This is a genomic window from Tritonibacter litoralis (assembly GCF_009496005.1).
In the GTDB taxonomy this organism is placed as follows: Bacteria; Pseudomonadota; Alphaproteobacteria; order Rhodobacterales; family Rhodobacteraceae; genus Epibacterium; species Epibacterium litoralis.
On sequence record NZ_WIBF01000005.1, the window covers coordinates 108,900 to 134,315 of the forward strand.

Here is a 25,416-nt window from a genome sequence, read left to right on the forward strand (position 1 = left end):
CATATGTGATGCTAGCAAACACAACTCCACAAGCCTACTAGGAGAAAAGTCGTAGAGGCCAACGGAAAAAACTGCGCCCCCGGTGGGGAGCGCAGTCTGCCTGTAATCGCCTGATCTTATTGGATCAGTTCGCTGCCAGTTGACGGGGCAGCTTGAACGTCCAGACCATGCCACCCTGGTTGAGGTAGTTCACCTTCTTGGCCACTTCGCCGCCCCACAGAGGTACCGCGCCGCCCCAACCCGAGAGGATCGAGACAAACTGTTCGCCGTCTTGTTCCCAGGTCACGGGCTGGCCGACGATGCCGGAACCGGTCTGGAAGGACCACAGCTCTTCGCCGGTTTCATCGTCAAAGGCGATGAATTTACCCTCGGGCGTGCCGGTAAAGACCAGGCCACCAGCGGTGGTCATGACACCACCCCACAGAGGCGCGTCGTTCTTGAACTCCCATTTCACGTCACCGGTCATCGGGTCGATCGCCTTGAGGCTGCCGATATGATCTTCATAGTTCGGCTTGATCGTGAAACCCGCGCCCAAGTAAGCGGCACCTTTTTTGTAGGTGATCGGCTCGTTCCAGATGTCCATGCCCCATTCGTTGGAGGGCACATAGAAGTTGCCGGTTTTCTGGCTGTAGGCCATTGGCATCCAGTTCTTACCACCCAGGAAGGAGGGCGAGGCAAAGATGACTTCGCCTTTTTTGCCATCGGCCGCAGCCGCAGGATTGCCGGGGCGGTTGCCTTCGTTAAAGATCGGGCGACCGGTTTCATCAATGCCAGAGGCCCAGGAGATGTCTTTGACAAAGGGTGTTGCCGAGACAAAGGCGCCGTCTTCGCGGTTCAGAACATAGAAATAGCCGTTGCGGTCAGCGGTTGCGAAACGCTTGTTGCCTTCAGCATCGGTGTAGGGAACCACTTCGTTCACACCATCATAGTCCCAGCCTTCGCGCGGGGTGGTTTGGAAGTGCCATTTGATCTCACCTGTGGCGGGATCAATGCCAACGCGGCTGGCGGCATAAAGGTTGTCGCCCTTGTTGCCTTCCACCGGGGTGCCTGCATTGCGCAGGTGGCTGTTCCAGGGGGCGGGGTTGCCCGCGCCAAAGATCAGCGTGTCGGTGTCAATGTCATAAGAGCCGCCCAGCCAAGTCGCACCACCGCCGGTTTTCCACATGTCACCGGGCCAGGTTGCGTTCAGCTCACCGGTCATGGTGGAGGGTTCACCGTTCAGCGTGCCCATATGGCCTTCGATCATTGGACGGGTCCAGACCAGGTCGCCATTTTCAGCGTCATAGGCATAGACCATGCCCACGATGCCAAATTCACCGCCTGAATTGCCGACGATGACCTTGCCGTCCACGATCAGCGGCGCGGCCGTATAGGAATAGCCAGCCTTGTAATCGGCGATTTTCTTGCGCCATTCGACCTTGCCGGTCTTGAGGTCCAGCGCAACGATCCGCGCGTCCAGCGTGCCAAAGTAGAATTTGTCGCCATAGATCGCACCGCCCCGGTTGATCACATCGCAACATGGCAGGATGCCTTCGGGGAGACGTGCGTCATACTGCCAGATTTCCTGCCCGGTTTTTACATCAATGGCATAGACCCGGCTGTAGGAGCCTGTGACATACATGATGCCATCATAAACCAATGGCTGTGCTTCCTGTCCGCGCTGCTTTTCGCCGCCCAGCGAAAAGGCCCAAGCTGGGACCAGGTTTTTGACGTTGTCTTTGTTCAGCGTGTCCAGCGGGCTGTAGCGCTGCAAATGGCGCCCCATGCCGTTGGTCACGATCTGGTCTGTCTTGATCTGGTCGTTTTTCAGATCGTCTTCGGTGACACCTGCGCTGGCTGTGCCCGCAGCCAAAACACCTGCGATAACCGCTGTTATAAACCGGTTCATCCGTTCCTCCCGTTTATGGTCCTCTCCACAGCTTTCCGAAGGGTCGATACCGGACGGGAAGCTGCTGGCAGTATCAGGTTATGGGAGGTGTTATGGTATTGGCCAATGGTCGTACGACCTTGTTAAGAGTTTGATTTAAAATGATTTGTGTGAAGGTGGCTCAAGCCAAGAGACCTGCGTGGGGCCGCTGCCCCGCGCATTTTTTTTAAGTGTGACTTTGCTGAAAAGGGCGGGACCTAATTGGTTTGAAGCCCCGGTGCCATGGTCAAAACAGTGGAGCGTATTTCCAATTGTCCGCGTCGGGCGTGACTTCATCCAAATCATAGTCTGCGCCCTGCAGGCGGCGTGCGATATCCAGCCCTTGGCGGGCGGCCTGATCCACCAACGCGCGCCCCTGTGCCATGTCTTGGGTCACACCGTGGCCGCGCATCAGATCCAGGCCATAGTTGAATTGCCCAACGGGATCCCCGGCCTCGGCCGCACGGCGGTCCCAGTCGGCGGCGGCATCCGGGTTGTAATCTCCGCCCAGACCGTTGTTGTCGAGCTGGCTCATCCAGGTCATGGCACCTGTGTATCCGGCCTCGGCGCAGGCCTCAAACAGGCGACGGGCCAGCGCGTGGCGGCCGGATTTGGTGACATAATAGCCGGTGGCGCAGGTGGTCATATCGGCGATGCCATTGTCGATATTGCGAAACACCCGGCCAAAGCCGCTGTCTTGGGGGTTGAGCGTTCCGCCCTCGTCGTCAACGGTAATGTCCTTGGCCGCCACGGGTGTGGCGCAGGCCAGGGCAATGCAGATCGTCAGATAACGCATGGTCTCCTCCCTTTTGCGAGACAGGATAGGCCGGTTGGCGCTTTCGGGCTCTGGGACTTTGGTCGCATAGGGCGGTGCGTCACCTTTTGTGTCGGGTCAGCCCATGGGACGGATCATAACCCCAAAGCGCCAGCGCCAGAAAAACCACACCGGCCAGCGCGCTCCAGCCCAATGCGGTCAGGTTCAGCTGGCCATAAAGGGCAAATCGGATCAGTTCGACCACATGGGTAAAGGGGTTCACCGCACAGATGTCATGTAACAGTTCCGAGCTTTCGGCCATTTTCCATAAGGGGTAGAGCGCGGAGGACAGGAAGAACATGGGAAAGATCACAAAGTTCATGACGCCTGCAAAATTCTCCAACTGGCGGATCAGAGAAGAGAGCGCCAGCCCCAGCGCGCCCAAAGTCAGCCCTGCGATAATAAGCGCGGGCAGCACCAGCACATAGCCCTGCCACGGCAGATGAATGCCGTAGATCGCGGCAATTGCCAGAAAGGCATAGACCTGAAGGCCGGAAATCACAGTGGCGGCGATCAAGCGGCACAAGAGCAGCCACCAGCGCGGCAAGGGGCTGGTGAGCAACAGCCGCATCGAGCCCATCTCGCGGTCATACACCAGAGACAGCGCGCTTTGCATGCCGTTGAACAGGATGATCATGCCACAAAGACCCGGCACAATGTAGATCTCATAGGTGATATAGGTCTGATAGGGTGGGGTGATCGACAGGCCCAGGGCGGCTCGAAATCCAGCGGCAAAGACAATCAGCCACACCAGCGGGCGCACAAGGGCTGCGATAAAGCGTTCGCGTTGGCGAATGAACCGCAGCGCCTCGCGTTGGATAATGGCGGCAAGGGCGATGAACGCGGTCCTCATGTGGCGGCTCCGGTGCGCAAAAGGAAATCATCGGCCAAGGGGCGGTCGCCGCGTACCGTGGCGCAGCTGTCATTGGCCAGGATCTGTCCCCGGTGCAGCACCACCAGCTGGTCGCTGTCCTGCACCTCATCCGTCAAATGGGTGGCCCACAGGACGGTTTTGCCGGTCTGTTGCGCCAGATCATGCACATGATTGGTGATTGCGCGGCGGCTGGCCGCGTCCAGCCCCACGGTGGGTTCATCCAGCAAAAGGACCGCCGGGTCATGGATCAGGGCGCGTGCAATCTCGGCCCGGCGGCGGTGGCCGCCGTTCAGGTCGCGGGCGCGTTCGTCGGCGCGTTCGGCCATGTCCAGACGTTCAAGCGCGGCTAGGATCCGGACCTCGGCCTGTGCGCCAGACAGGCCATGCAGCGCCGCGAAATAGCGCAGGTTGCGCCGGACGCTCAGATCCAGATCCAGGGTCGATTGCTGAAACACCACGCCGATTTGCGCCAGCGCCACACGTGGCTGGCGGGCCAGGTCAGCGCCCGCCACGGTGATCTGCCCCTGGCGCGTGGTGAACAGCCGGGTCAACAGGGCAAACAGCGTCGATTTCCCCGCGCCGTTTGGCCCCAGAAGCGCGCAGAACTGACCTGGCTTTACCTCAAACGAGACACCGTTGAGCGCGGTTTTTGCCCCATAGGAAAAGCTGACGTCGGTGATCTTCAGACCGCCCATATGCCGGATCACTGGATGGTGATTTCAAGGCGTTGGGTGTCGCCCGTGCTGCCCGGAACTTTGAGGTAATAGCTGCCGGGTTTGATTGCGATAAAGCCGATTTCCATCTCGCCGGCCTCGTCAAATTCGATGCTGTCCAGGCCAAGGGGGCGGATTTCCAGCCCTTCGACGACAATTTCGTCCACCCAGATGGCGCGGAAAAACTCGGACCCGATCAGTGCGAGTTCCTGGCTGCCGTCGCCTTGGATTTCGAACTCATAGTACGTCCCGGATTCCAGCGTCCAGGGCGCATCTGACAATGGCATGCCAGCGGACAGGATGACGGGTGGCAGGTCTTCTTTGTTCTTGGCGGACAAGAGCCCCGCCAGGCCAAAGCCGTTGTCATCATCGTCATTGTCTGCCCAGGCATGGGTTCCGGTCAGGGCGACGCAGGTTGCAGCGGCATAAATCAATGCACGTTTCATTGGGGGTCCTCCTCGTTTGATTTTATTCTAATGCGTGTCGGGGGCGCATGGCTGCGCTCAGGCTTGCTTTAAGGGCGCATGGCTACGCCGAGGCTTGTTTTAGGGGCGCATGGCCGCACCCCAGGGAAACCGGCCAACCTTGATGGTTTTGATGGGGGTACGTTTGGCCACATCGATTACGGTGACATCGCCAGACACTCCATTGGTGGTGAAAAGCTTTGATTTGTCAGGCGAAAACGCCATGTGCCAGACCCGGCGGCCCACCAGAATGTAATCTTCGACCTCATAGGTTTCGGCATTCACAACAGCCACGTGGTTTGAGGGGCCAAGCGCCACAAAGGCGGTTTTCTCATCCTCTGTGAACTCAAACCCCACCGGTTGGACGCGGTCGGGGTGGACGCCTTTGACCTCAAAATTGATCTTGCCCTTCTCAGACTGGCTGGCCACGTCAAAGATCGAGACGGTGCCGCCGATCTCGGCGCTGACCCAGAGTTCGCGGCCTGCTTGGGCAAATTCCGCGTGACGCGGGCGGCTGTCGACCAGCGTATTGGCAAAAAGCTCTTGGGTTTCGGTGTCGATCCAATGGGCCATATTGGTGGTTTCGGATGTGGTGATTGCGATCTTGCCATCGGGAGAGACGGCCATGCCCTCGGGTTCAATCCCCACATCAATCTGGGCCACCACCTTGCGGGTTTGCGTATCCACCACTGTGGTGATCGCGTCATCTTCGTTTGCGATATAAAGGTGGCGGTCATCGGGGTGCAGAACAAATTGCTCCGGGTCTTCGCCCGACGGCAGATCAAACAGGATTTCGCCTGTGTCGGGATCCATCACCTGCACCGTGTCGCTGTCAGAGGCGCAGATATAGACGCGGCTGAAATCCTTGGAGAAGGTGATGCCACGTGGGCGTTCACCGGTTTCAATCGTGCGCGTCACCTCAAGCGTGTCGACGTCGATCACAGAGATGGTGTCGTCTTTTTCATTGGTGACCCAAATCTCGGCCGATTGGGCCAGGGTCGCCAATGGGATCAGGGTTGAGGCGAGGAATAGGGATTTAAGCGTCATTGGAAGGCCTCACATGTGGTTTCGGGTTGATCAAAGCCAAGGGTGTCCATTTCGCTGTGCTGGTGCAGATAGCCGGGCAAGGGGGCCTGGGTGACCACAGCGCGGGGGGTGACCAGCGGGATGGGCTGGCGCAATTGTCCATTCCAGGAACGATAGCTGAGGGGGCGGCCTTTGAAACCTGCGAGTTCGAACGCATCCGACAGGATAAAGTCGCGCAAGGTCTGGGCGTCCGCACTTCCGGTGCGAGTCACGGCTTCGCCGATGCTGCGCACGGCAGCCCAGGCCGCATAATCGCGGGATTGCATGTCGCGGGCATGTTCGTCGAGAAACCGTCCCTGAAGCTGGGCTGCGCCCCATTGTTCCACCACCGGGCTCCAGGTTTTGGGCATCAAACCGGCCGAACCTGCCACGGGGCGGGGGTGCCAGGTGTTAAACGGGATATAGCGGGCAAAATCATCAGCCTCATCCGCAACCAGCAGCAGGTCGTAATCGCCAAGGCTTTGGGTCAACAGCGGCACCTCTTGGGCGGCGTTGCGGCGCATGTCAGCGTCGATGTCCCAGGTGAGCTTGGTGTCGATCTTCAGGCCGAATTTGGCGGCGCTGTTTTCCAGGGCGGCGGCAAACCGTTGGTCCGCGGGACGCGGTCCCATCACCATCGCCAGGTCTTCCCAGCGTTTACTGCGTGCAAATTGCATCACAGCATCGGCGCGCATGGCGTCGCTGGGGATCGTATGCAAAAGGTTGGCGCGGCAGTCGGCATTGCGCAGATCTGCATCCGGGGCGCTGGCATTAAACAACAGCGCCGTTTGCGCTGCGGGCAGGTCCGCGACGGCGCGCGCAGTTGCGGCGGGCATGTCCAGAACCACAAGCTGTGAGGTCATGAGCGCCGTGGTCACCGCAGCTAGGGCATCGCCGTCTTCCGGCACCTCAACCAGGTTCAGTTTGTAATTGTGGCCAAGGAATTTTCCGGTGGTCAGATTGTCCAAAAGCGCGAGTTGCGCGCCTGCCGTCCCCAGGTCGTCAGGGCGGGGATCAAGGTTCGACAACGTTGCCAGAGGAGCCTGCTTTTGCCGAACATATGTAACGGGCACATCTATTGGTGCGCTGTGCGCCAACAGCGGCTGCACCGCTAGAAATAGCGTTGTACAGAAACGTCTTAGCATTGAACTTCCTCCCACTGGGAAGGGTAAGTCGGGGGGCGGTCTGGCGGATATAGGACCAAGGTCGAACTTTGCGCGCGCCTTAAACCAAGGTCGAATATCCCAAGGGTCGGAGGCTGGTCTATGACCGAAGTTGACGCTCGTAAGGGAGGTAAAAAATGAAACTGAAACGCGCGATTTCTGCTTCGCTTTTCTGTGTGGCCCCGGCTTTGGTGCTGGCCCATGGTGATGTGGCCCCACAGCCGATGAACACCGATGCTTTGCCCGATGTTGGGGAAGAATGGCTGATCGAAAACCCCTATCGTGACCAGGGCGAAGAGGTCTGGCAGGCTGCGATTGATATTGGTGACAGTGGCTACAACCAGAACTGCGCCCGTTGCCATGGGTTGGGTGTGGTCTCGGGTGGATTGGCGCCGGACCTGCGCTATCTTGAGGCCGAGGAATACGGGGATGAGTGGTACATGGAGCGCTTCCGCACCGGGTATACGCAAAACGGGATCACCAAAATGCCGGCCTTTGGCGATTTGCTGGGCCAAAAGGCTGCGTGGGCGATCCGCACCTATATTGAAACCCGCCCCGATGATGGTGCGCTGGATGAGGCGACGCCACGTTTGAAAGAGATCCGGGATACTTTGGAAGGCATGGCCAGCGCAGGTTCTGGTGATGTGACCGAACTGCAGGCCGAGCTGGCAGGTATTGCCGAAGCGGTCGAGACCGGATCGGGTGCACCGATTGCGGACAGTGTGGCCCTGCGCGCGGCAAACTTGTTGGTTGGGGATGCGCCGAATTATGGCAAGGCGGCTGAAGTTCTGACCATCGGCCTGTCCGCGGCCCATTAACCCGGACAACGCAGCAAAGCAGATAAAAGGAGGACGGCTTTGGGGAATAAATGGATGTACGCTCTATGCGTGATCGCTGCGACGGCCGGGTCCGCTTGGGCGCGCTGTGCGGATTATGTTCCCCAAGCCAAACCGCAAAATGCCTCGCGTGATATTGTGGGGCAGGATCTGGATCGGATCCAGGAACGCGGATTTATGACCTTTGCCGCTTATGAGAATTTCCCCCCCTGGTCCTGGGAAGAGGGGGGGAAGGCCAAAGGGGTTGATATTGAGATCGGCAAGCTGATTGCCGAGGCGCTGGGCGTCAGCGCGCGGTTCACCCTGGTCGCCGCCGGAGAGGATCTGGCCACGGATCTGCGCAATTGGGTCTGGAAAGGTCCAATTGTCGGCGGGCAGGTGGCCAATGTGATGCTGCATGTACCCTATGACAGCGAATTTGCCTGCAGGGTCGAACAGGTGGTGTTCACCGGGCAATATCACGTGGAAGAGGTGGCGATTGCTTATCGCACGCAGGCCTATCCCGAAGATCCCCCCATTCCCGCCTATTTCCGGTTTGACACTGTTGGGGTCGAAAATGACTCGATCGCGGATTTCTACCTGTCAGCGTTTCCCGGTGGGCAGCTGTCGCATAATGTGACGCGCTATTCCGAGATGGCAGAGGCAATGGCGGGATTGGCCGCTGGAGAGACTATGGCCGCCATGGGGCCGCTGGCGCAGCTGGAATATGGTCTGACCGATGAGCTGGACGTGCACACGCCGCCCTTGCCAGGGTTTGCCGTTGGCAATTGGACTGTGGGGGTTGGGGTGCACTTTGCCTATCGCCCCTTGGCCTATGCGGTGGAGGATGCGATTTATGCGGGTCTTCAGGACGGGCGCATCGCGCAGATCTTTGCCGATTTTGGTCTCTCTCACCGCGTGCCGGAGCTACGCTGAGGGCGTCAATCGTTGCAGTGCGCCGGTCTCGGAGACCAAGAGCACCGATGTCACGCCCGGCATGGCGCGGCAGGCGGTGCGTATCTCATCCTGTGACATCAGACAAAAGGCGGTAGAGGCCGCATCCGCAAGACCTGCGTCCTGTGCGGTGACCGACACTGTCGCCCATTTTGGGAGCTGACCGTTGGGGCCCAGAATATGGCTGTGATCGCGTCCCAGCGGCAGGGCTGCTGGGCTGGAGGTGGCGATGGCCGCGTTTTGCAGTGTTTCGACCGCCACCTGTCCAAACCGGGCATCTACCACCCCCAAGTTGAACGGCCCGCCAAGGGCTGCAAATTCACCCAGATTGATCAGACAGTGATCCAGCCCCATGGCGCGCCAGCGATCCCGCAGCACATCTGTCAGCACCCCTTGGGCGATGCCGTTCAAGGTCAGGGCCTGACCTGGCTCCAAGGTGATATGTTCTGCGCTCCAGCGGATGCGATGCCAGCCGAGGGCGGCCTGTGCGGCGGTGAGATTAGCGCCCTGTGCCAGCGCCTGCCACAGGGGTTGTACGGTTGGGTCAAAGCAGCCATCTGTCGCGCCATGGACGTGGTCCGCGATGTCCAACATATGCAGGAACAGCGGGTCGGGTTGGTGCAGCTGTGTGGTTCTGTTCAACCGGGTCAAATCGGACTGTGGATTGTACAGGCTAAAGAGCGCCTCGCCCTCAGCCAGGGTTGATTTTGCCACCGAGATGGCAGCAGCCGCCTGATCGGGATCTGCATGGATGGTCAGCGTGACCTCTGCCCCCAGGGCAAAGCCATGCCACCGGGTTGGCGTGGCCCAGGCCGGGGTGGCCATGGATGCGGCGGACAGAGACAGGAAGCGGCGGCGTGAGATCATTCGGCGGGCTCCAAAGCGTTGGTGTCGGTGCTGCGATTGCGCTGGCGTGCGGCCAGGATCAGCGGCACGCATTGGGTGTCGTCATTGTGGATCGTCACACAGTCCAGGCATTGGAAACATTCGCTGTATGAGATTTTTCCGCTTTTCTGAATGGCGCCATAATTGCATTTGACCCGGCACAGCTGGCAGGGTGAGCCGCAGTCCGCCCGGCGCGCGATCCAGTCACGCCCCCGCAACAGCCCGCCAATGGCCATCACCGCGCCAAGCGGGCAGACATAGCGGCAGAACCCTTTGAACAGCACCATCCCGGACAACAGCCACAGGGCCGCATAGGCGACATAATACCATTCGCGGATGAAAAACGTGGTGATGGCGGTTTTGAACGGCTCCACCTCGGCGGCCGTGTCCAAATGGTCTGGCGCCCAAAGGGTGACCGCGATAAGGGCGGCGAGGATCCCATATTTCACCGTTTTCAAACGTGCATCCCAGATCGCATTAGGGGTGATCTGGGGCAGGCGCAGCAGGCGGCCCAGATGGTGAGTGAATTCTTGCATCGCGCCAAAGGGGCAGAGCCAGCCGCAGAAATACCCTCGTCCCCACAGGACAAACCCGAGGATCACAAATCCCCAGATCAACAAGGAGAACGGATCATACAAGAGATAGGCAAAACTGCCGCCGTCCATTGCGGTGCGCAGCGTCGCCAAAGGCGTGACAATGGACAGCTGCCCCTGTCCCCACCAGCCGATAAACCCGGTGACCGCTGCCAAAATGATCAACCGCACAGGCGTGAATTTAGGATGATCCGCAAGCCGGTTCATGCCGCCCAGCAACACCAGCGTCAGCAGCACAAGACCGGCGGCCAGCACCAAAAGATCCGCTTGCCGGTTGCGCAGCGCTTCACGCCACGGCGGCACCGATTTGGGAGGTGTTTCGCGCAGGAAAAACCGCTCATCCGTCTGGTGGTTGGCTGAGAGGGTCACCGCGCCGACCTCGGGTCGGAAAATCCCATGTTCCCGTTCGGCTCGCAGGTTCAGCGTCCAGGGGCGGGCGGGGTCAAAGCCCAGGCGTCGGTCCGTGCGCAGGATCATGGCCACCCCATCGGGCACATCAGCGGCCAGATCAACAAACAGATCTGCATCCCGCAGGGCGACCGGCAAACCGTCCTGTTCCGCGCTTAAAAGATCGGGCGCGGTGTTGCGGACAAAATCCTCTCCGACCAGCCCGTGACGGGCGTTTTCGATCACCAGCAGCGGTTCGTCACTGTCTGAGATCCGAAGAAAACCCTGCAGCTCCTTAAACCCGTCTGCGCTGAGGGCGGCGCGGGCAATGGCGGGTGGGCCCAGATCGACGATCCATAGATCCAAATAGGGCGCATCAGGGTCGTCCTGCGCCTCTGGGTCGTCGTCCGCCCAGGTGGTGTCCTGAAACAGCGCGTCCACTTCGGCATTGGTTACAACGTGATGACTGGCCAAGCCTTGGTCCACCAGGTCCTGCCAGGTCAGCTGTTCATCATGCTCTGGATTGGGACGGGCCGGGGGAGCAGAGGCCAGGCCCTGCATCTTTTCCCGCGCGACGGCAAGCGTGGCCCCCATCACCGATTCATGGGCGATCCGGACCGAGGCGGTCGCCTTGGTCACCCCGTCCAGATAGACCAGCGCCGAACTGTCGCTGCCATCCCCGTAGGGCGTGCCCACTACAATCGAAGAGGAAATCGAGAGGCCCGGATATTGTTCAAAAAACTTGTGAAACGGAGCTTCGCCCAGACCCGAGACAAAGATCGGCTCATTGTGGTCCAGCAGGCGCACATCCAGGAACGTCCCTTCGAGGTCGAGGATCACCAACATATTGATGACGCCGCCAGAAAACCCAGGGAGTGGGGCAAGGGGGCCGGTTTCAAACACATAACCCGCTTCGGCACCGCCGGAATTCAGTAGGCTGTAGACACCTTGGTCATTGATCGCTTCGCCCAAGGAAAACGGTGGCATGACATATTCTGCCAATGCCGCGTGATCGCGGGGCTCGGCTTTGGCGGTACTGGCCCACGCCAAAGCGAAGACCCCAAGCCAAAGCGCAAGCGCTGCGCAAGAGATGTGCCGCTGTAACATGGCTGGCAGGTTATGGGCCGGGCGCGGGGTGGGATATGCGACGTTGGTCTGACAGGCGGCGGGCTTACGACCAAAGGATCATTTCCGCTGCCGGCTCCTCTGCCTATCGTCGTGGGATGACAACCAGCCACTGGAGGTGAAAAATGGCCTGGACTGCTCCGACACTGAAAGAAATCAACTGCGGTATGGAAATCAACATGTACAGCCCGTCCGAGGACGAAGGCGGCCGCGGTCATGATCCTGACCTGTTTTAAGCAAACTGATCTGCGCGGAGACCGTGCATGAAGTTTCTTGTATTAGGCGCTGCGGCAGGTGGTGGCCTGCCGCAGTGGAACTGTGGCTGTGCCAATTGCAATGATGCGCGGGCCGGACGAATTCCACCTGCAACACAGTCTTCGCTGGCCGTCTCTGTTGATGGCGAAACATGGGCTGTGCTGAATGCTTCTCCCGACATTCGGATGCAGATGCAAATGCTGTCCTCCCTACACCCGCGCAGCTTGCGGCACAGCCCGGTCGCTTCGGTTCTGGTAACCAATGGCGATATTGATCATGTGGCGGGCCTGCTGAGCCTGCGCGAGCAGACACCGTTTGAGCTGTTTGCGACGGGAGATATTCATCATGTACTGGCGCAGAACCGGATCTTTGACGCCGTGAACCGCGAGGTGGTGACACGCCATCAGATCGCGCTGGACCAGGGGTTTGAGATCCTGATGGGGGTTCAGGCCACCGTGTTTCCGATCCCGGGCAAAGTTCCGTTGTACATGGAAGGGGAGAATGTCCAGACGGATCTGGTGGGAGAGCAGACAGTTGGCGTGCGGTTGGATGACGGGCGTCGCGTTGCCTATTACATTCCCGGCTGCGCCTTGGTCGATGACCGGCTTTATGCTCGGATTGCGGATGCGGACATCCTGTTTTTTGACGGCACGCTGTGGGATGATGAGGAGATGATCCGCACGGGCACCGGGGTTAAAACCGGGCGGCGGATGGGCCATATCCCGATGTCGGGCGCGGAGGGATCGATTGCGGCTTTGGCTAGTCTCGATTGCCGCAAGGTCTTTACCCATATGAATAACACCAACCCGGTCTGGCGGCCGGACAGTGTCGAACGGATTCAGGCAGAGGCCGCGGGTTGGACAATCGCACAAGACGGGATGGAGATTGCACTATGAACCGCGAAAGCCTGGAAACCCGACTGCGGGCCATTGGCGCGGCGCGGTATCATGACAAACATCCCTTTCATCACAGGCTGCATGGCGGGGCGTGTACCCCAGATCAAGTGCGGGCTTGGGTGATCAATCGCTGGGCCTATCAGGCGGCGATCCCGATGAAGGACGCGGCCTTTTTGTCGCGCTGCTCTGATCCCGCAATGCGGCGTGAATGGCGGTCGCGGATCGAGGACCACGACGGCGGCGTTGACGAAGGTGGCGGCCTGCGTCGCTGGTTGAAACTGGCCGAGGCGGTGGGGCTGGATCCTGACTATGTCGCCTCGGGGCAGGGGATCCTGCCTGCCACGCAATTCGCGGTGGATGCCTATATTCGCTATGTGCGGGATATGCCGTTGCTGCAGGCGGTGGCCTCTTCTTTGACCGAGCTCTTTGCGCCATCGATCCATGAGCGGCGCATTGAAGGGCTGTTGGAACATTATGACTTCGCCAATCCCGACAGCCTGTCCTATTTCCGCAAACGGTTGAGTGAAGCGCCCAAGGATGTGGCCTTTGGTCTGGCCTGGGTGCTGGAACATGCGGATAGCCCGGAAAAGGAAGACATGGCCTGTGCGGCGTTGACGTTTAAAACGGATGTCCTGTGGGCGCAGCTGGATGCGATCTGGGGCGCTTATGTGGAACCGGGTCGTATTCCGCCGGGCGCTTGGCAGCCGGGGGAGGGGATGTTGTGACCTTGGAGTTGGCGATGGAAGACACCCCTGTGTTGCCGCGCGGCGTGCGTCTGCATCAGGACCGCGTGCGCGGCGGCTGGGTGCTGTTGGGGCCAGAAAAAGCGGTGGCGCTGGATGCGATTGGCACCGCAATCCTCAGCCGGGTGGATGGGCAGACGGATCTGGCCGCTTTGGTTGCGGATCTGGCAGCCACCTATGACGCGCCCGAAGCACAGATTGCGCAGGATGTGCAACGGTTTCTGGTTGGTCTGCGGGCGCGGATGTTTCTGACGGTGTCGGCATGACGGTCCAGCCTCCCATCGCGATGCTGGCTGAGCTGACCCATCGCTGCCCTTTGGCCTGTCCCTATTGTTCGAACCCTCTGGCGTTGGTTCAGAAGGACCGTGAATTGCCGACCGAGGTCTGGGCGGATGTGTTTCGCCAAGCAGCGGATATGGGCGTGTTGCAGCTGCATCTGTCAGGCGGGGAGCCAGCGGCGCGTCCGGATCTGGTGGCCCTGACCCAAGCGGCGCGGGAGGCCGGGCTTTATGTCAATCTGATCACCAGCGGCATTGGTCTGACGCCGCGCAGGATCGGCCAACTGGAAGACGCCGGTCTTGATCACATTCAACTGTCCCTGCAAGGCACCAATGCTGAATTGGCGGATTGGATCGGTGGGTATAACGGCGGGTTTGACCGCAAGATGCAGGTGGCGGATGAGATCAAGGCGCGCGGCATTCCGTTGACCCTGAATGCGGTGATGCACCGGCACAATCTGGATGATCTGGACCGGACGTTTGACATGGCGCTTGAGATGGGCGCGCGCCGACTTGAGGTGGCTTGTGTGCAGTTTCACGGCTGGGCGACCCAGAACCGGGGCATGCTGTTGCCCACACGCGCCCAGACAGCGGCAACCAAACGCAAGGTGGCCGAGGCTGCAAAACGCTTGCAGGGCATATTGGCCATCGATTTTGTACCACCGGATTACTATGCTGAATATCCCAAGGCCTGTATGGGCGGCTGGGGCACGGCGGGGTTGAATGTGACACCCGAAGGCAAGGTTTTGCCCTGTCACGCGGCCGAAACCATTCCGCATTTGCAGTTTGATACCGTGACCGACCGTCCTTTGGCAGAGATCTGGTATAATAGCGCGGCGTTCAACGCCTATCGCGGCACCGATTGGCTGCCGGAGCCCTGTCAAAGCTGCGACCGCAAAGAGGTGGATTTTGGCGGCTGCCGCTGTCAGGCGCTGGCCTTGGCCGGGGATGCTAATGCCACTGATCCCGTCTGTCGCCACGCGCCCGGACGCGGGCAGGTGGATGCATTGCTGGCCGCTGCAGAAGCGGATGAGACGACCGCGTTTACCTATCGCAGGGTTGCGGCCACCTAAGGCCTGCTTTCATTTACAATTTTGGTTGCAACTGGGGCAATTTGCGCCAGATGATGCGCTATGCCCAGGGTTTGACTTCTGCTGATGTCAGTGTCATCATGACGTCATGAAGGAGCGGGCGCATGGCAAAAGACAAACAAAACAAGTCCTCTGAAGGTGACAAGAAAAACACGTCCCTCCGTCTGGAGCGCAAGACGTTGAAAGCGTTGAAAATTCGCGCAATCGAAGAGGATACCAGTGTTCAAAAGATCATTGAGCAGCTGATCGAAGAGTATCTGGCTGGAACCAAAAAGAAAAATTGAGACCAGAAATGTCGAACCAACTGTTATCATATCCCAAAGCATTGCCACTGTCTGATTGGTCAAACATGGCAAGCGGCCTGTCGGCCCAAGCGGGCGAAGACGTCGAACCCAGCCCGTTTACTGTGCTGGATTGTTTTGATCAGAGCATTCGTCAATCCGGGCGGTTGTTGATTGAAACAGAAGGCGCACTTGTCCTGATGGAGGCGGATGGCCGCTTGTTGCGGCAACCAGCGGCGCGCAAGGGCAATTTTGTTGCGGATCTGGCGGATGGCCCGGTCAAACATCACCTGTCGGATATGTCCCCGCTGCGGTGCTTGTTGGATCTGGGACAGGGAGAGCTGGTCAAAGATCAGCTGCGTCTGGTGGATGATGAGGAAAAGACCCATTTGCGCGTGGATGTCCTGCGGTTTTCCAAAGACAACAAGACCGTAAGCCTGATGGCGCTGACGCCGGTGCGCGGCTATGACAAGGCGCAGAAACAGGTGACCAAAGGTTTGTTGACGGCGGGTGCATCGGTGGCGACACCGGGGCAGATCCAGTCGGTTCTGTTTCCGGATCTTGTGCCATATGTGGCCAAGCCCAAGCTGAGCTTTGCGCCCGAGACCACCGCCGTTGCAGCCGCCAATCAAATCATCGCCGCTTATCTGTCTGTGGCGCGCCAGAACGAGCCGGGCACAATTGCCGATTTTGACACCGAGTTTCTGCATGACTACCGCGTTGCGCTGCGCAAGATCCGATCGGTTCTGAGCCTGTTCAAAGGGGTCTATGGCGATGCGGCAACGGCCGAGTTGAAGCAGCGCTTCTCGGATCTCATGGCCCCAACCGGGGCGCTGCGGGATCTGGATGTTTATCTGCTGGAGCAGGATTACTATTTCGACATGCTGCCGGAAAACCTCCACGAGGGGCTGCGACTGATGTTTGAGACCTTTGCCACAGATCGCAAGGATGCGCTGACCACAGTGACCAAGCGGCTGAAAAGCGTCGCCTACAACCGTGAGATGGCCGAGCTGCAAGTGATGTTTGAGACACCGGGCGAGATTGTGCAGGGCCCACAAGGCGGTCTGACGGTTGGGGATTATGCCAAACGGCTGATCTGGAAGCGCTATCGCAAAGTCTGCAAAACCGCGGCCAAGATCGACGATCAGACCCCCGATGAAGAGGTGCACGAGCTGCGCATTTCCTGCAAGAAACTGCGGTATCTGATCGAGTTTTTTGCGCCCCAGTTTGACGGCGCAGAAATCAAGGCGATCCTGAAGCCGTTGAAGAAACTGCAGGATAATCTGGGTCTGTTCAACGATTATTCGGTGCAGCAAGAAAGCCTGCAGGCGTTGATTTCCTCCGGGCGGCTCAAAGGGCAGACCGCGCTGAAAGCCGCTCAAAGCATCGGTGCGCTGATCTCGATTTTGCACGGGCGGCAGTTGGAAGAACGGGCCCGTGTGGTCCAGAGCTTTGCCGGTTTTGACAGCCAAGGGACCCGCGAGAGGTTCCGCACATTGTTCCACGAGAAAGGGGCGCAGTCATGAAGATCATAGCCTGTTACAGCAACAAAGGCGGCGTGGGGAAAACCGCCTCGGCCGTGAACCTGGCCTATGCCTATGCCCAATCAGGCGCGCGCACCTTGTTGTGTGATCTGGACCCTCAAGGGGCGTCCGGGTTTTACTTCCGGGTGAAACCGTCGAAAAAGCTCAAAGAGGCAAAGTTCTTTGAGGATGTGGAGCGGTTCACCAAGGCCATTCGCGGTAGCGACTACGAAAACCTCGATATCCTGCCGGCAAACCTGACATTCCGGGATTTCGATATCTTCTTGTCGCGGATGAAAAACAGCCGCTCGCGTTTGAAAAAGGCGCTGCAAGGTGTGGATGGCGATTATGACGTGATCCTGCTTGACTGCCCACCTAACCTGTCGGCGCTTTCTGAGGCGGTGTTTAAGGCGGCCGATCATATTGTGGTGCCGGTGATCCCCTCGACCCTGACGGAACGGACCTTTGCACAGCTGGTGACCTTCTTTGATGAACAGGGGTTAAAGGCGAAGAAGCTGAAGCCGTTCTTTTCCATGGTGCAGGCGCGCAAGACGCTCCACGGGGATACGATGGCGCGGATGCGTAAATCCTATAAGGGGCGGTTTATGGACACCCATCTGCCGTTTTCCACCGATGTCGAGAAGATGGGCGTGCACCGGGAGCCTACCATGGCCTTTGCGGGCAATCGGCCTGCAGGCAAGGCCTATCAGGCCCTGTGGCAGGAACTGGAAAAGCGGACCTGAGGAGCGCGTCATGGAAGAGATCGAACGCAAGTTCCTTGTGCGCGAATTGCCCAATTTGGACGAGGCCAAGCGGACCGAGGTGCGTCAGGGCTATATCACCCATCCAACGGATGCGGTGGAAATGCGACTGCGCCAGAAAAACGCAACCTTTGTGATGACGTTCAAATCGGGCGAAGGCACGGTGCGCACGGAACGCGAGGCAGAGATTACCCAAGCGCAGTTTGAGACCTTCTGGCCGGAGACCGAAGGCCGCCGGGTGGAGAAGATCCGCTGGAGCGCCGCGCTGCCGGATGGGCTCATCTTTGAGCTGGACGTGTTTGAAGGGGCCTTGGCTGGATTGGTCCTGGTCGAGGTGGAGTTTGACACGCTGGCCGCCGCTGAGGCGTTTCAGCCGCCCCATTGGTTTGGGGCCGATGTCACCGATGACAAACGCTATAAGAACAAGAACATGGCCGTGAACGGCCTGCCGGATTAAGGCGCGGATCTGCGCAGCATATAGATATCCATCAACCAGCCATGATCCGCCCGTGCACGCGCGCGGGTTGTGGTGATCTTCTCCGTGACCTCGGACAAGGGGCCGGAGATTGAAATCTCATTTGTCATGCCAGCATAGGCCGTCCACCAGATCTGGATCCCTTGGGGGGGAAGGGTCTGGAAGGAACATTGCCCGTCGAGCATCACCACCACAGTATCGGCCGTGGCAGGCCAGCCGTGGTCGCGCAATTGGCGGCCGGTGGTAATGGTGACGGCCGCGTTGATCTGGTTCAACGGCTCTGTGTGGGCAGCGGTCAGCGCCTGGATCGACGTGATGCCGGGGATGACATTGACTGCGATGTCTCCCCTTTGGTGCAGCCGGTCGGCGATCCGCATCGTGCTGTCATAAAGCGATGGATCCCCCCAGACCAGAAATCCTACGGTGCCGCCTGCAGGCAGGGCTTGGGTCATGCTGTCCCACCAAATCGCGGCGATGGCATCGTGCCAATCGTCGACCCGGGTGTGGTAATCCCGGGTCGCTTCATCCCGCGTGGGCAGGTCAAATTCCACAATTTGTGGTCCCGGCGCGCGGATCACCTCGGCGCAGATCGCCTGACGGAGGGCGGCCAGATCATCCTTGCCCGCGCCTTTGTTGGGGATCAGGATCAGATCCACGGCATTCAAAGCCTCTACCGCTTCCAACGTCAGATGTTTGGGGTTGCCGGTGCCAATGCCGATCAGCGACAGGTTGTAAGGGATCGCGGACATCTTAGTTCTCATCCGCCAGTGGACCGTAAAGGATCAGAACCGGTGCGGTGGTTTCTAACTTGGGCAACAGATCCGGCAAAGCGCCCAGGGTCTCGCGCCGCAATTCCTGATCGGGCGTGGAGACGCCGCTGGCCACTAGCGCGGGTGTGTCAGCCGGTAGACCGTGGTTCAAAAGCTGCGTTGCCAGATCAGCAAAGGTGCGTTTGCCCATATAGACCACAGTTGTCGCCTCGGGGTCGGCAAGGGCTGCCATATTCATTTCTTCGGGCAGCGCGCCGGTGGCGCTGTGGCCGGTGATATATTGCAGACGCCGCGCCGTCATCCGACGGGTGAGCGGGATATTGGCAGCTGCAGCAGCGGCAGAGGCGGCGGTGACGCCGGGGATGATCTCAAACGCGATACCTTCGGCGCGCAGGGCGGTGATTTCCTCTTCGAGGCGGCCATAAACACCCGCGTCGCCGGATTTCAGACGCACGACTTTGGCCCCGGTTCTGGCATAATCCACCAACAGGCGGCTGACATGATCCTGTTTGGGCGACGGGCGGCCTGCGCGTTTGCCAACACCGATCAGATCCGCGTCATCACGCGCATGACTCAGGATCGGGCCTGAGGACAGATCGTCAAACAGAACCGCATCGGCGGTTTCCAGACGTTTGACCGCCTTGACCGTCAAAAGTTCCGGATCGCCGGGGCCAGAAGAAACAAAGGAGACAAAACCGGTCATGTGTCCTCTCCGGTGATCAGATGGAAGAAGGTGCCCGTCACATGACCGTTGACGGATCCGGTTTCCGGCACCGGATTGCCATCGGCGTCAAAAACACTGGCAAGCGGCGCATCGGGTTCATCCAAAATGGTTGAATAATGGAACTCATGCCCGCGCAGGGCTGACCCCGTCGCAAATCCCGGCATGGCGTTTTGCAACACGGCGCGACGATAGCCCAGGTGGAATTTGCGTTTCTCATAAGAGGTCACAAGCCCCAGGAGGCCTGCCATCTGGTGGCGGTTGCCCTGTTTGTCGATCAAGGCCTCTCCGAGCGCCATATAGCCCCCGCATTCGCCGTGGACGGGTTTGGTTTTGGCGTGTTTTTGCAGACCTCGGCGGAAGGTTTCTGCCGCCGCCAGCGTGCCGCCGTGGAGTTCAGGGTAGCCACCGGGCAGCCAGACCAGATCCGCGTCTGGCGCGGGGGCCTCATCCGCGAGGGGCGAAAACGGCAGGATTTCAGCCCCGGCCTGACGCCAGCCCTCTAACAGATGGGGATAGGTAAAGGAAAAGGCCGCATCGCGGGCCAGGGCAATCCGCTGTGCGGGCGGGGTCGGCAGCGGTGCCGCAGGCGTTTCGGGGCCCGAAAGCGCGGCTGCCTTGATCGCATCAAGGTCGACGTTCTCGCGCAGGAAACTGGCATAGCCTGCAATCGCGGCCTCCAGATCCGGGTGTTCGACCGCCTGGATCAGACCCAGATGCCGTTCCGGCAGGGCCAGGTCACCGCGTCGGGGCAGGGAACCGAGCACTTTGACCCCGGCGTGCTCCATCCCCAGCCGGGTGAGCCGTTCGTGACGGGGGCTGGCGACCCGGTTCAGGATGACCCCGGCAAAGGGCAGATCCGGGTCATAGGCTTTGAAGCCCAAGGCGGTGGCCGCAGCAGATTGCGCCTGCCCCCCCACATCGATCACCAGAATGACCGGCCAGCCCATGCGTTTGGCGGTTTCTGCAGAAGAGCCAAACCCAGATTGCCCCCGGGTGGCCACACCGTCAAAAAGTCCCATGGACCCTTCGGCCACGCAGATCTCGGCCCCTGTGGCCTGGGCGCTGATGGCGTTCAGCAAGGGGTCGTCCATGGCCCATGTGTCAAGGTTAAAGGACGCGCGTTTGGCCGCTGCCAGGTGGAAGGCCGGATCAATGTAGTCGGGGCCGCTTTTGAAGGGTTGCACGGTCAGGCCGTCCTCCGCCAGGGCGCGCAGAAGGCCAAGCATCACGGTGGTTTTGCCGGTGCCCGAAGAGGGGGCAGAGATCATCAATCCATGGGGCATCATTCTGTTCCTTCCGGGAAGCGCGGATCTGTGCCGACCGGGCGGTAGCGACGGTCATAGTCACCCGCATAAAGGCAGCTTTCGTCGAACTCTTCCGCTCCGATGGCGCGACCCACAAGGATCAGCGCTGTCCGGCCCCGTTCGCCTTGGGTCGCGTCCTCAAGTGTTTCGAGCGTGGCCTTGACGATGCGCTGGTCCGGCCAGGTTGCGCGCCAGATCACGGCCACAGGACAATCGGCGCCGTAATGGGGGGTGAGGCGGGCGATCACGTCCTCCAGCACATGCACGCTGAGGTGGATGGCGAGGGTTGCACCGGTTTTGCCAAAGTTTTCCAGCGTCTCTCCATCCGGCATGGCGGACGCGCGGCCCGAGGTGCGGGTGAGCACCAGCGATTGTGCGACGCCCGGCAGGGTGAGTTCTGATCCCAAAGCAGCGGCGGCCGCGGCAAAGGAGGGCACGCCGGGGGTCACGTCATAGGGGATGCCTTCAGCGCGCAGACGGCGCAGCTGTTCGCCCATGGCAGACCAGACCGACAGGTCGCCCGAATGGAGCCGCGCCACATCCTGACCGGCTGCATGGGCCGACTTGATCTCGGCAATGATTTCATCCAGCGACAAGGGCGCGGTGTTCACAATGCGCGCACCCTCTGGGCAATGGGCCAGCAGCGCCTCTGGCACCAGAGAGCCCGCATAAAGGCAGACCGGGCAGGCGGCGATCAGGTCGCGTCCGCGCAGGGTGATCAGATCAGCGGCTCCGGGGCCAGCACCAATAAAGTGAACGGTCATTGGGGGTGCACCTCTGCTAAGGCCACGGTGACGAGGCCATCCGTGGAGATATGTCTGGGGTGGATCAGCCGGGCGGTGCCGTGGCGGCGGGCCGCAACAAGGGCTGCGGCTTCGGCCAGTGATCCGGTGCCAAATCGCGCAAGGATGCGCGATGAGCGGGTTGGCGTCTCTATGCCTGCGATCTCATCCTCTTCCAAGAGGCAAGTGGCGAGGTTTTGGCTGCTGGCGAAGGATTGAAACACTTCGGTTTCGCCTTTGGCCCTGAGCGTGGCCAGGAGCTGGGGGTGGGCGGGTAGCCCTGACAGGGCCTGGGTCAGATCCACAAGGGATGCGGCGGCGCGCATGCCAAAGCCTGCAACAATCATCGGGTGACGCTCCATTGGATTACGGGGCGGGCCCGGTCCCAGCCGCGCATCGTGCCCAAGGGACCTGCTTCGGCGATCTCCACCTTCAAGAGCTGGCCGCCCCATTGGGCCTGGGCTTGCATCAGCAGGGTTTCGGTTTCCAGGGTGACGCCATTGGCAACGATCCGGGTGCCTGGCGGCAGGATCTGCCAAAGGTGGTCCAGCAAGGTTTGCGAGCCGCCGCCGCCAATAAACACACAATCCGGCAATGGCTGGTCGGCCAGACAGTCAGGCGCACGGTCCTGATGGGCCTGCATGCGGTGAGACAGGCCAAAGGCGGCAGCATTGGCGGTGATGTTTGCCATGCGATCTGCACGGGGTTCAAAGGTGAGGGCCCGGGTCCCACGCGCGGCCAGACACCATTCGACCGAGACCGAGCCAGAGCCACCGCCGATGTCCCACAGCAGCTCAGCCGGGCGCGGGGCGAGCGCCGAGAGGGTCAGGGCGCGGATGGGGCGTTTGGTGATTTGGCCGTCGTTTTGAAACAGATCATCCGCAAGCCCGCTGGCCTGGGACAACCCGCGGTGACCTGCAAGGTCAAGCGCCATTGCAACAGGGGCGCAGATCTCGGTGAGGTCAAACCCTTGGGCGGTGGTCTGACGCAGCCGTTCGCGCGGGCCACCAAGAGCCTCGGCCACCGTGAGGGAGGAGGCACCAAAGCCTTGCTCGGTGAGATAGGCGGCCAGTTCCGCTGCCGCGTCCCCGTCGCGTAGGGTGCAGAGGATGCGCGCCTGGTCCGCCAACAGGGGGCGTAGGCGTTGATAGGGTGCAGCGTGCAGCCCTTGGGTCAGCGTATCCTCCAGCTTCCAGCCCAATCGGTTGGCGAGCAGAGAAAACGTCGAGGGCGCGGGGTATGAGATCCAGTCCCCTGGTGCAAGCGCGCGCATCAGGGAGCCGCCGGCCCCATGCCAGAAAGGATCGCCCGAAGCCAGAACCACCACCGGGCGGCCACGGGCGGCCAGAACCGGGTCGATTGAGAAAGGCACCGGCCAGGGCTGCCCTTTGGGACCTGCGTCCACCAGATCCAGATGGCGCGGGCCGCCAAAAATGATCTCGGCCTGCGCCAGCGCTTTGCGGCTTGCATCTGTGAGGCCTGCCGGGCCATCTTCGCCAAGCCCGATGAGCGTGAGCCAGGGTGTGGGAAGAGGATCAGACATGGCGCAGATACTCCTGTTGGGCGGAACCACCGAAGCCTCGCAATTGGCGCGGGCGCTGGCCGATCACTGGACGGGGGCCGGGCGTCGGGCCGTGTTCTCTTATGCGGGCCGTACCGCACGCCCGGCGGCGCAACCTTTGCGTGTGCGGCAGGGCGGGTTTGGCGGTGTTGCGGGTCTTGTCGACTATATCCGCCGCGAAGGCGTGAGCCATGTGATTGACGCCACTCATCCCTTTGCGGCGCAGATGAGCCGCAATGCCGTGGCGGCCTGCGCCGAGACGGGCGTGCCGCTGGCCGCGCTGGAGCGGCCTGCCTGGCAGGCACAAGAGGGCGATGATTGGCGCCATGTGTGCGATGTCGACGCCGCGGTTGCGGATCTGCCCGACAGGGACGCGCGGGTTTTTCTGGCCATTGGCAAGCAAACGCTTTTGCCCTTTGCCGCAAAGCCTCAGAACTTCTATTTGCTGCGGCTGGTGGATCCGCCCGCAGGGGCGCTGCCTGTGCCAAAGGCGGATGTTGTAGTGGCCCGTGGGCCATTTGACCAGGCCGGGGATCAGGCGTTGATGAGGACCCATGGCATCACCCATGTTGTGGCCAAAAATGCAGGTGGCAGCGGTGCCGTCGCCAAGCTGCTGGCGGCGCGGGCCCTTGGACTGCCGGTGGTCATGATCGACCGGCCCGCTGTGCCTGCACGCCACATCTGTCACAGCGTCCGCGCGGTGATGTGCTGGCTGGCGGATCATTCGGCGTAGCGCGGCGTGAAGACATGGCGACCGATGCGGCGGGTGTCGCGGTTGCCCACAATCACCATGGTGCGCATATCGGCCATCTCGGGCGTGGCGTCGGCAAGGCGCACGGTGGTGATGTTCTGCGTGGGCTTGGTCACGTCGCGGGCAAAGCTGATCAACGTCTCGGGCCCGCAGGCTTCGCGCAGGATCTCAAGCGCGCGGGCAAATTGATGCGGGCGGGATTTGGAGCGCGGGTTGTAAAAGGCCATAGCAAATCCGGCGGCGCCCGCAGCGCGCAGGCGGGTTTCGATCAGATCCCAGGGTTTCAGGTTGTCGCTGAGGTTGATGGCCGCAAAGTCATGGCCCAGCGGGGCACCCAGCTGGGCGGCAGCGGCCAGCATGGCGGTGATGCCGGGCAGGACGCGGATATCCAGGTCGAGCCAGTCTTGGGGGCCGTTTTCCAGCGCCTCAAACACTGCTGAGGCCATGGCAAAGACGCCGGGATCTCCGGAGGAAACAACAACAACCCGTTTGCCTTCAGCGGCCATTTCCAGCGCATGGGTGGCGCGGTCAACCTCGACCCGGTTGTCGGTCGCATGCAGGGTAAGACCATCGCGCGGTGCGATCCGTTTGACATAGGGAATATAGCCCACCACATCAGTGGCGGCTGCCAGCGCCTGTCGGACCTCATCCGTGACCATCGCCTCATCTCCGGGGCCGAGGCCTGCAATGACAAGCGAACCGGTGTCTGCCTTTGTCAGGGGGGGCGTCACGGATTGTGTCATGGGCGGCGTCCTTGGCCGTGGATCAACACGATCGAGAAATAGGGGACAGGCCCGTCCACATCCGACAGTTTGCGCACCTGCTGCTGGGCCATGGTGCCATGTTCAACCAGCCAGGCGTCCTGCGCGCGGCCAGCCCGCTCCAGCGCCCGGCGCAGTTTGGGGAGGTTGCGGCCGATTTTCATGACCACCAGGGCATCGGTGTTTTGAGCCCGCGCCGCCAGCTCATCCTCCTCCAATGTGGCCATGGCCACCGTCAGCACGTCATCCCCCCAGGTGATCGGCTGGCCCGAGGCAGTCCAGCAGCCGGACATGCCGGTGATGCCGGGAATGACCTCAACCTCGGCGCGGCCTTGCAGCCGGGTGTAAAGATGCATGAAGGAGCCATAAAGGAATGGATCGCCTTCGCAGAGTACCACCACATCCTCGTCCTGTGAGATCTCGGTCAGCGTGTCAGCCCATTGATCATAAAAGGCAGAGAGGAGGCGGTTGTATTCCGGATCGCTGAAATGGATTTCGGTGGTGACCGGATATTCCATCGCATGTTCGACGGCGGTGTCGGGCAAGAGACCATCGACCAGGGTTCGCGCCTGTCCTTTGCGGCCTGCCTTGCGGAAATAAGCCACATGGCGCGCGCCTTGGATGGCGCGCCAGGAGCGGACGCTCATCAATTCCGGATCGCCCGGGCCAAGGCCTGCGCAGATGACTTTTCCCATAGTGTGT

The 25,416-nt window shown here is 60.6% G+C and carries 29 protein-coding genes; 12 read left to right on the top strand and 17 right to left on the bottom strand.

Annotation, left to right across the window (positions count from 1 at the left end; all coding sequences use genetic code 11):
• Positions 1-124 precede the first annotated feature (124 nt).
• From GFB49_RS10135 to GFB49_RS10165, 7 genes are all read right to left on the bottom strand, one after another.
• On the bottom strand, positions 125-1,888 hold the full coding sequence (locus GFB49_RS10135) for a PQQ-dependent methanol/ethanol family dehydrogenase (RefSeq protein WP_153215753.1): 1,764 nt from the start codon (positions 1,886-1,888) through the stop codon (positions 125-127).
• Positions 1,889-2,153: 265 nt separating this feature from the next.
• Positions 2,154-2,702, bottom strand: a complete 549-nt coding sequence (locus GFB49_RS10140; RefSeq protein ID WP_153215754.1) for an SEL1-like repeat protein — start codon at positions 2,700-2,702, stop codon at positions 2,154-2,156.
• 79 nt (positions 2,703-2,781) lie between these two features.
• Positions 2,782-3,573, bottom strand: a complete 792-nt coding sequence (locus GFB49_RS10145; RefSeq protein WP_153215755.1) for an ABC transporter permease — start codon at positions 3,571-3,573, stop codon at positions 2,782-2,784.
• Positions 3,570-4,289 carry an ABC transporter ATP-binding protein gene (locus GFB49_RS10150; RefSeq protein WP_153215896.1) on the bottom strand — a complete coding sequence of 240 codons (720 nt, stop codon included), beginning with the start codon at positions 4,287-4,289 and terminating at the stop codon, positions 3,570-3,572. Before GFB49_RS10150 ends, GFB49_RS10145 begins: the two co-directional genes overlap by 4 nt.
• An 8-nt stretch (positions 4,290-4,297) precedes the next feature.
• Positions 4,298-4,753 (bottom strand): cupredoxin domain-containing protein, encoded by a 456-nt coding sequence (locus GFB49_RS10155; RefSeq protein WP_153215756.1) that lies wholly within the window; start codon positions 4,751-4,753, stop codon positions 4,298-4,300.
• Positions 4,754-4,852: 99 nt separating this feature from the next.
• A complete protein-coding gene (locus tag GFB49_RS10160; RefSeq protein WP_153215757.1) occupies positions 4,853-5,818 on the bottom strand; it encodes a YVTN family beta-propeller repeat protein in 966 nt (321 codons plus the stop codon).
• Complete coding sequence (locus GFB49_RS10165; RefSeq protein ID WP_153215758.1) at positions 5,815-6,981, bottom strand: ABC transporter substrate-binding protein; 1,167 nt, start codon at positions 6,979-6,981, stop codon at positions 5,815-5,817. The genes GFB49_RS10160 and GFB49_RS10165 overlap by 4 nt, the downstream gene beginning before the upstream one ends.
• A gap of 155 nt (positions 6,982-7,136) precedes the next feature.
• Here GFB49_RS10165 and pedF point away from each other — a divergent pair, with 155 nt between their 5' ends.
• Both pedF and GFB49_RS10175 read left to right on the top strand, forming a co-directional pair.
• Positions 7,137-7,817, top strand: a complete 681-nt coding sequence (pedF, locus tag GFB49_RS10170; RefSeq protein ID WP_153215759.1) for a cytochrome c-550 PedF — start codon at positions 7,137-7,139, stop codon at positions 7,815-7,817.
• A gap of 54 nt (positions 7,818-7,871) precedes the next feature.
• Positions 7,872-8,750, top strand: a complete 879-nt coding sequence (locus GFB49_RS10175; RefSeq protein ID WP_153215760.1) for a substrate-binding periplasmic protein — start codon at positions 7,872-7,874, stop codon at positions 8,748-8,750.
• Here GFB49_RS10175 and GFB49_RS10180 read toward each other — a convergent pair.
• Both GFB49_RS10180 and GFB49_RS10185 read right to left on the bottom strand, forming a co-directional pair.
• Entirely contained in the window at positions 8,742-9,635 is an 894-nt protein-coding gene (locus GFB49_RS10180) for an FAD:protein FMN transferase (RefSeq protein ID WP_194269309.1), read from the bottom strand. The genes GFB49_RS10175 and GFB49_RS10180 overlap by 9 nt on opposite strands.
• Positions 9,632-11,740: a 4Fe-4S binding protein gene (locus tag GFB49_RS10185; RefSeq protein ID WP_153215762.1), complete on the bottom strand. Its 2,109-nt coding sequence runs from the start codon at positions 11,738-11,740 to the stop codon at positions 9,632-9,634. Before GFB49_RS10185 ends, GFB49_RS10180 begins: the two co-directional genes overlap by 4 nt.
• A 143-nt stretch (positions 11,741-11,883) precedes the next feature.
• Here GFB49_RS10185 and pqqA point away from each other — a divergent pair, with 143 nt between their 5' ends.
• The 9 genes from pqqA (at position 11,884) to GFB49_RS10230 (ending at position 18,043) form a co-directional block, all read left to right on the top strand.
• Positions 11,884-11,994: a pyrroloquinoline quinone precursor peptide PqqA gene (pqqA, locus tag GFB49_RS10190; RefSeq protein ID WP_153215763.1), complete on the top strand. Its 111-nt coding sequence runs from the start codon at positions 11,884-11,886 to the stop codon at positions 11,992-11,994.
• A gap of 27 nt (positions 11,995-12,021) precedes the next feature.
• Entirely contained in the window at positions 12,022-12,909 is an 888-nt protein-coding gene (gene pqqB, locus GFB49_RS10195) for a pyrroloquinoline quinone biosynthesis protein PqqB (protein WP_153215764.1), read from the top strand.
• A complete protein-coding gene (gene pqqC / locus GFB49_RS10200; protein WP_153215765.1) occupies positions 12,906-13,634 on the top strand; it encodes a pyrroloquinoline-quinone synthase PqqC in 729 nt (242 codons plus the stop codon). The genes pqqB and pqqC overlap by 4 nt, the downstream gene beginning before the upstream one ends.
• A gap of 14 nt (positions 13,635-13,648) precedes the next feature.
• Positions 13,649-13,918 carry a pyrroloquinoline quinone biosynthesis peptide chaperone PqqD gene (pqqD, locus tag GFB49_RS10205; protein ID WP_153215897.1) on the top strand — a complete coding sequence of 90 codons (270 nt, stop codon included), beginning with the start codon at positions 13,649-13,651 and terminating at the stop codon, positions 13,916-13,918.
• A complete protein-coding gene (gene pqqE / locus GFB49_RS10210) occupies positions 13,915-15,003 on the top strand; it encodes a pyrroloquinoline quinone biosynthesis protein PqqE (RefSeq protein WP_153215766.1) in 1,089 nt (362 codons plus the stop codon). Before pqqD ends, pqqE begins: the two co-directional genes overlap by 4 nt.
• A 122-nt stretch (positions 15,004-15,125) precedes the next feature.
• A complete protein-coding gene (locus tag GFB49_RS10215; protein WP_153215767.1) occupies positions 15,126-15,305 on the top strand; it encodes a ribbon-helix-helix protein, CopG family in 180 nt (59 codons plus the stop codon).
• Between the two features lie 8 nt (positions 15,306-15,313).
• Positions 15,314-16,828, top strand: coding sequence for a CHAD domain-containing protein (locus GFB49_RS10220; protein ID WP_153215768.1), 1,515 nt, complete (start codon positions 15,314-15,316; stop codon positions 16,826-16,828).
• On the top strand, positions 16,825-17,568 hold the full coding sequence (locus GFB49_RS10225) for a ParA family protein (RefSeq protein ID WP_153215769.1): 744 nt from the start codon (positions 16,825-16,827) through the stop codon (positions 17,566-17,568). Before GFB49_RS10220 ends, GFB49_RS10225 begins: the two co-directional genes overlap by 4 nt.
• 10 nt (positions 17,569-17,578) lie before the next feature.
• Positions 17,579-18,043 carry a CYTH domain-containing protein gene (locus GFB49_RS10230; RefSeq protein WP_153215770.1) on the top strand — a complete coding sequence of 155 codons (465 nt, stop codon included), beginning with the start codon at positions 17,579-17,581 and terminating at the stop codon, positions 18,041-18,043.
• Here the strand turns inward: GFB49_RS10230 and cobF are convergent.
• From cobF to cbiE, 6 genes are read right to left on the bottom strand one after another with little or no spacing between them, the layout of a single operon-like run.
• Positions 18,040-18,810, bottom strand: coding sequence for a precorrin-6A synthase (deacetylating) (gene cobF / locus GFB49_RS10235; protein WP_153215771.1), 771 nt, complete (start codon positions 18,808-18,810; stop codon positions 18,040-18,042). The genes GFB49_RS10230 and cobF overlap by 4 nt on opposite strands.
• 1 nt (position 18,811) lies before the next feature.
• A complete protein-coding gene (cobA, locus tag GFB49_RS10240) occupies positions 18,812-19,534 on the bottom strand; it encodes a uroporphyrinogen-III C-methyltransferase (protein ID WP_153215772.1) in 723 nt (240 codons plus the stop codon).
• Positions 19,531-20,841 (bottom strand): cobyrinic acid a,c-diamide synthase CobB, encoded by a 1,311-nt coding sequence (locus GFB49_RS10245; RefSeq protein ID WP_153215773.1) that lies wholly within the window; start codon positions 20,839-20,841, stop codon positions 19,531-19,533. Before GFB49_RS10245 ends, cobA begins: the two co-directional genes overlap by 4 nt.
• A complete protein-coding gene (cobM, locus tag GFB49_RS10250; protein WP_153215774.1) occupies positions 20,838-21,623 on the bottom strand; it encodes a precorrin-4 C(11)-methyltransferase in 786 nt (261 codons plus the stop codon). The genes GFB49_RS10245 and cobM overlap by 4 nt, the downstream gene beginning before the upstream one ends.
• Positions 21,620-21,988, bottom strand: coding sequence for a cobalamin biosynthesis protein (locus tag GFB49_RS10255; protein WP_153215775.1), 369 nt, complete (start codon positions 21,986-21,988; stop codon positions 21,620-21,622). The genes cobM and GFB49_RS10255 overlap by 4 nt, the downstream gene beginning before the upstream one ends.
• A complete protein-coding gene (gene cbiE, locus GFB49_RS10260; RefSeq protein WP_153215776.1) occupies positions 21,985-23,184 on the bottom strand; it encodes a precorrin-6y C5,15-methyltransferase (decarboxylating) subunit CbiE in 1,200 nt (399 codons plus the stop codon). Before cbiE ends, GFB49_RS10255 begins: the two co-directional genes overlap by 4 nt.
• Here cbiE and GFB49_RS10265 point away from each other — a divergent pair.
• The gene (locus GFB49_RS10265; protein ID WP_153215777.1) at positions 23,183-23,935 is read left to right on the top strand and encodes a cobalt-precorrin-6A reductase; all 753 of its coding nucleotides are present in this window, start codon (positions 23,183-23,185) and stop codon (positions 23,933-23,935) included. The genes cbiE and GFB49_RS10265 overlap by 2 nt on opposite strands.
• On the opposite strand, the gene cobJ is transcribed toward GFB49_RS10265, so the two are convergent.
• Both cobJ and cobI read right to left on the bottom strand, forming a co-directional pair.
• The gene (gene cobJ / locus GFB49_RS10270; RefSeq protein ID WP_153215778.1) at positions 23,923-24,696 is read right to left on the bottom strand and encodes a precorrin-3B C(17)-methyltransferase; all 774 of its coding nucleotides are present in this window, start codon (positions 24,694-24,696) and stop codon (positions 23,923-23,925) included. The genes GFB49_RS10265 and cobJ overlap by 13 nt on opposite strands.
• Positions 24,693-25,409, bottom strand: coding sequence for a precorrin-2 C(20)-methyltransferase (gene cobI / locus GFB49_RS10275; protein WP_153215779.1), 717 nt, complete (start codon positions 25,407-25,409; stop codon positions 24,693-24,695). The genes cobJ and cobI overlap by 4 nt, the downstream gene beginning before the upstream one ends.
• Between the last annotated feature and the right edge of the window lie 7 nt (positions 25,410-25,416).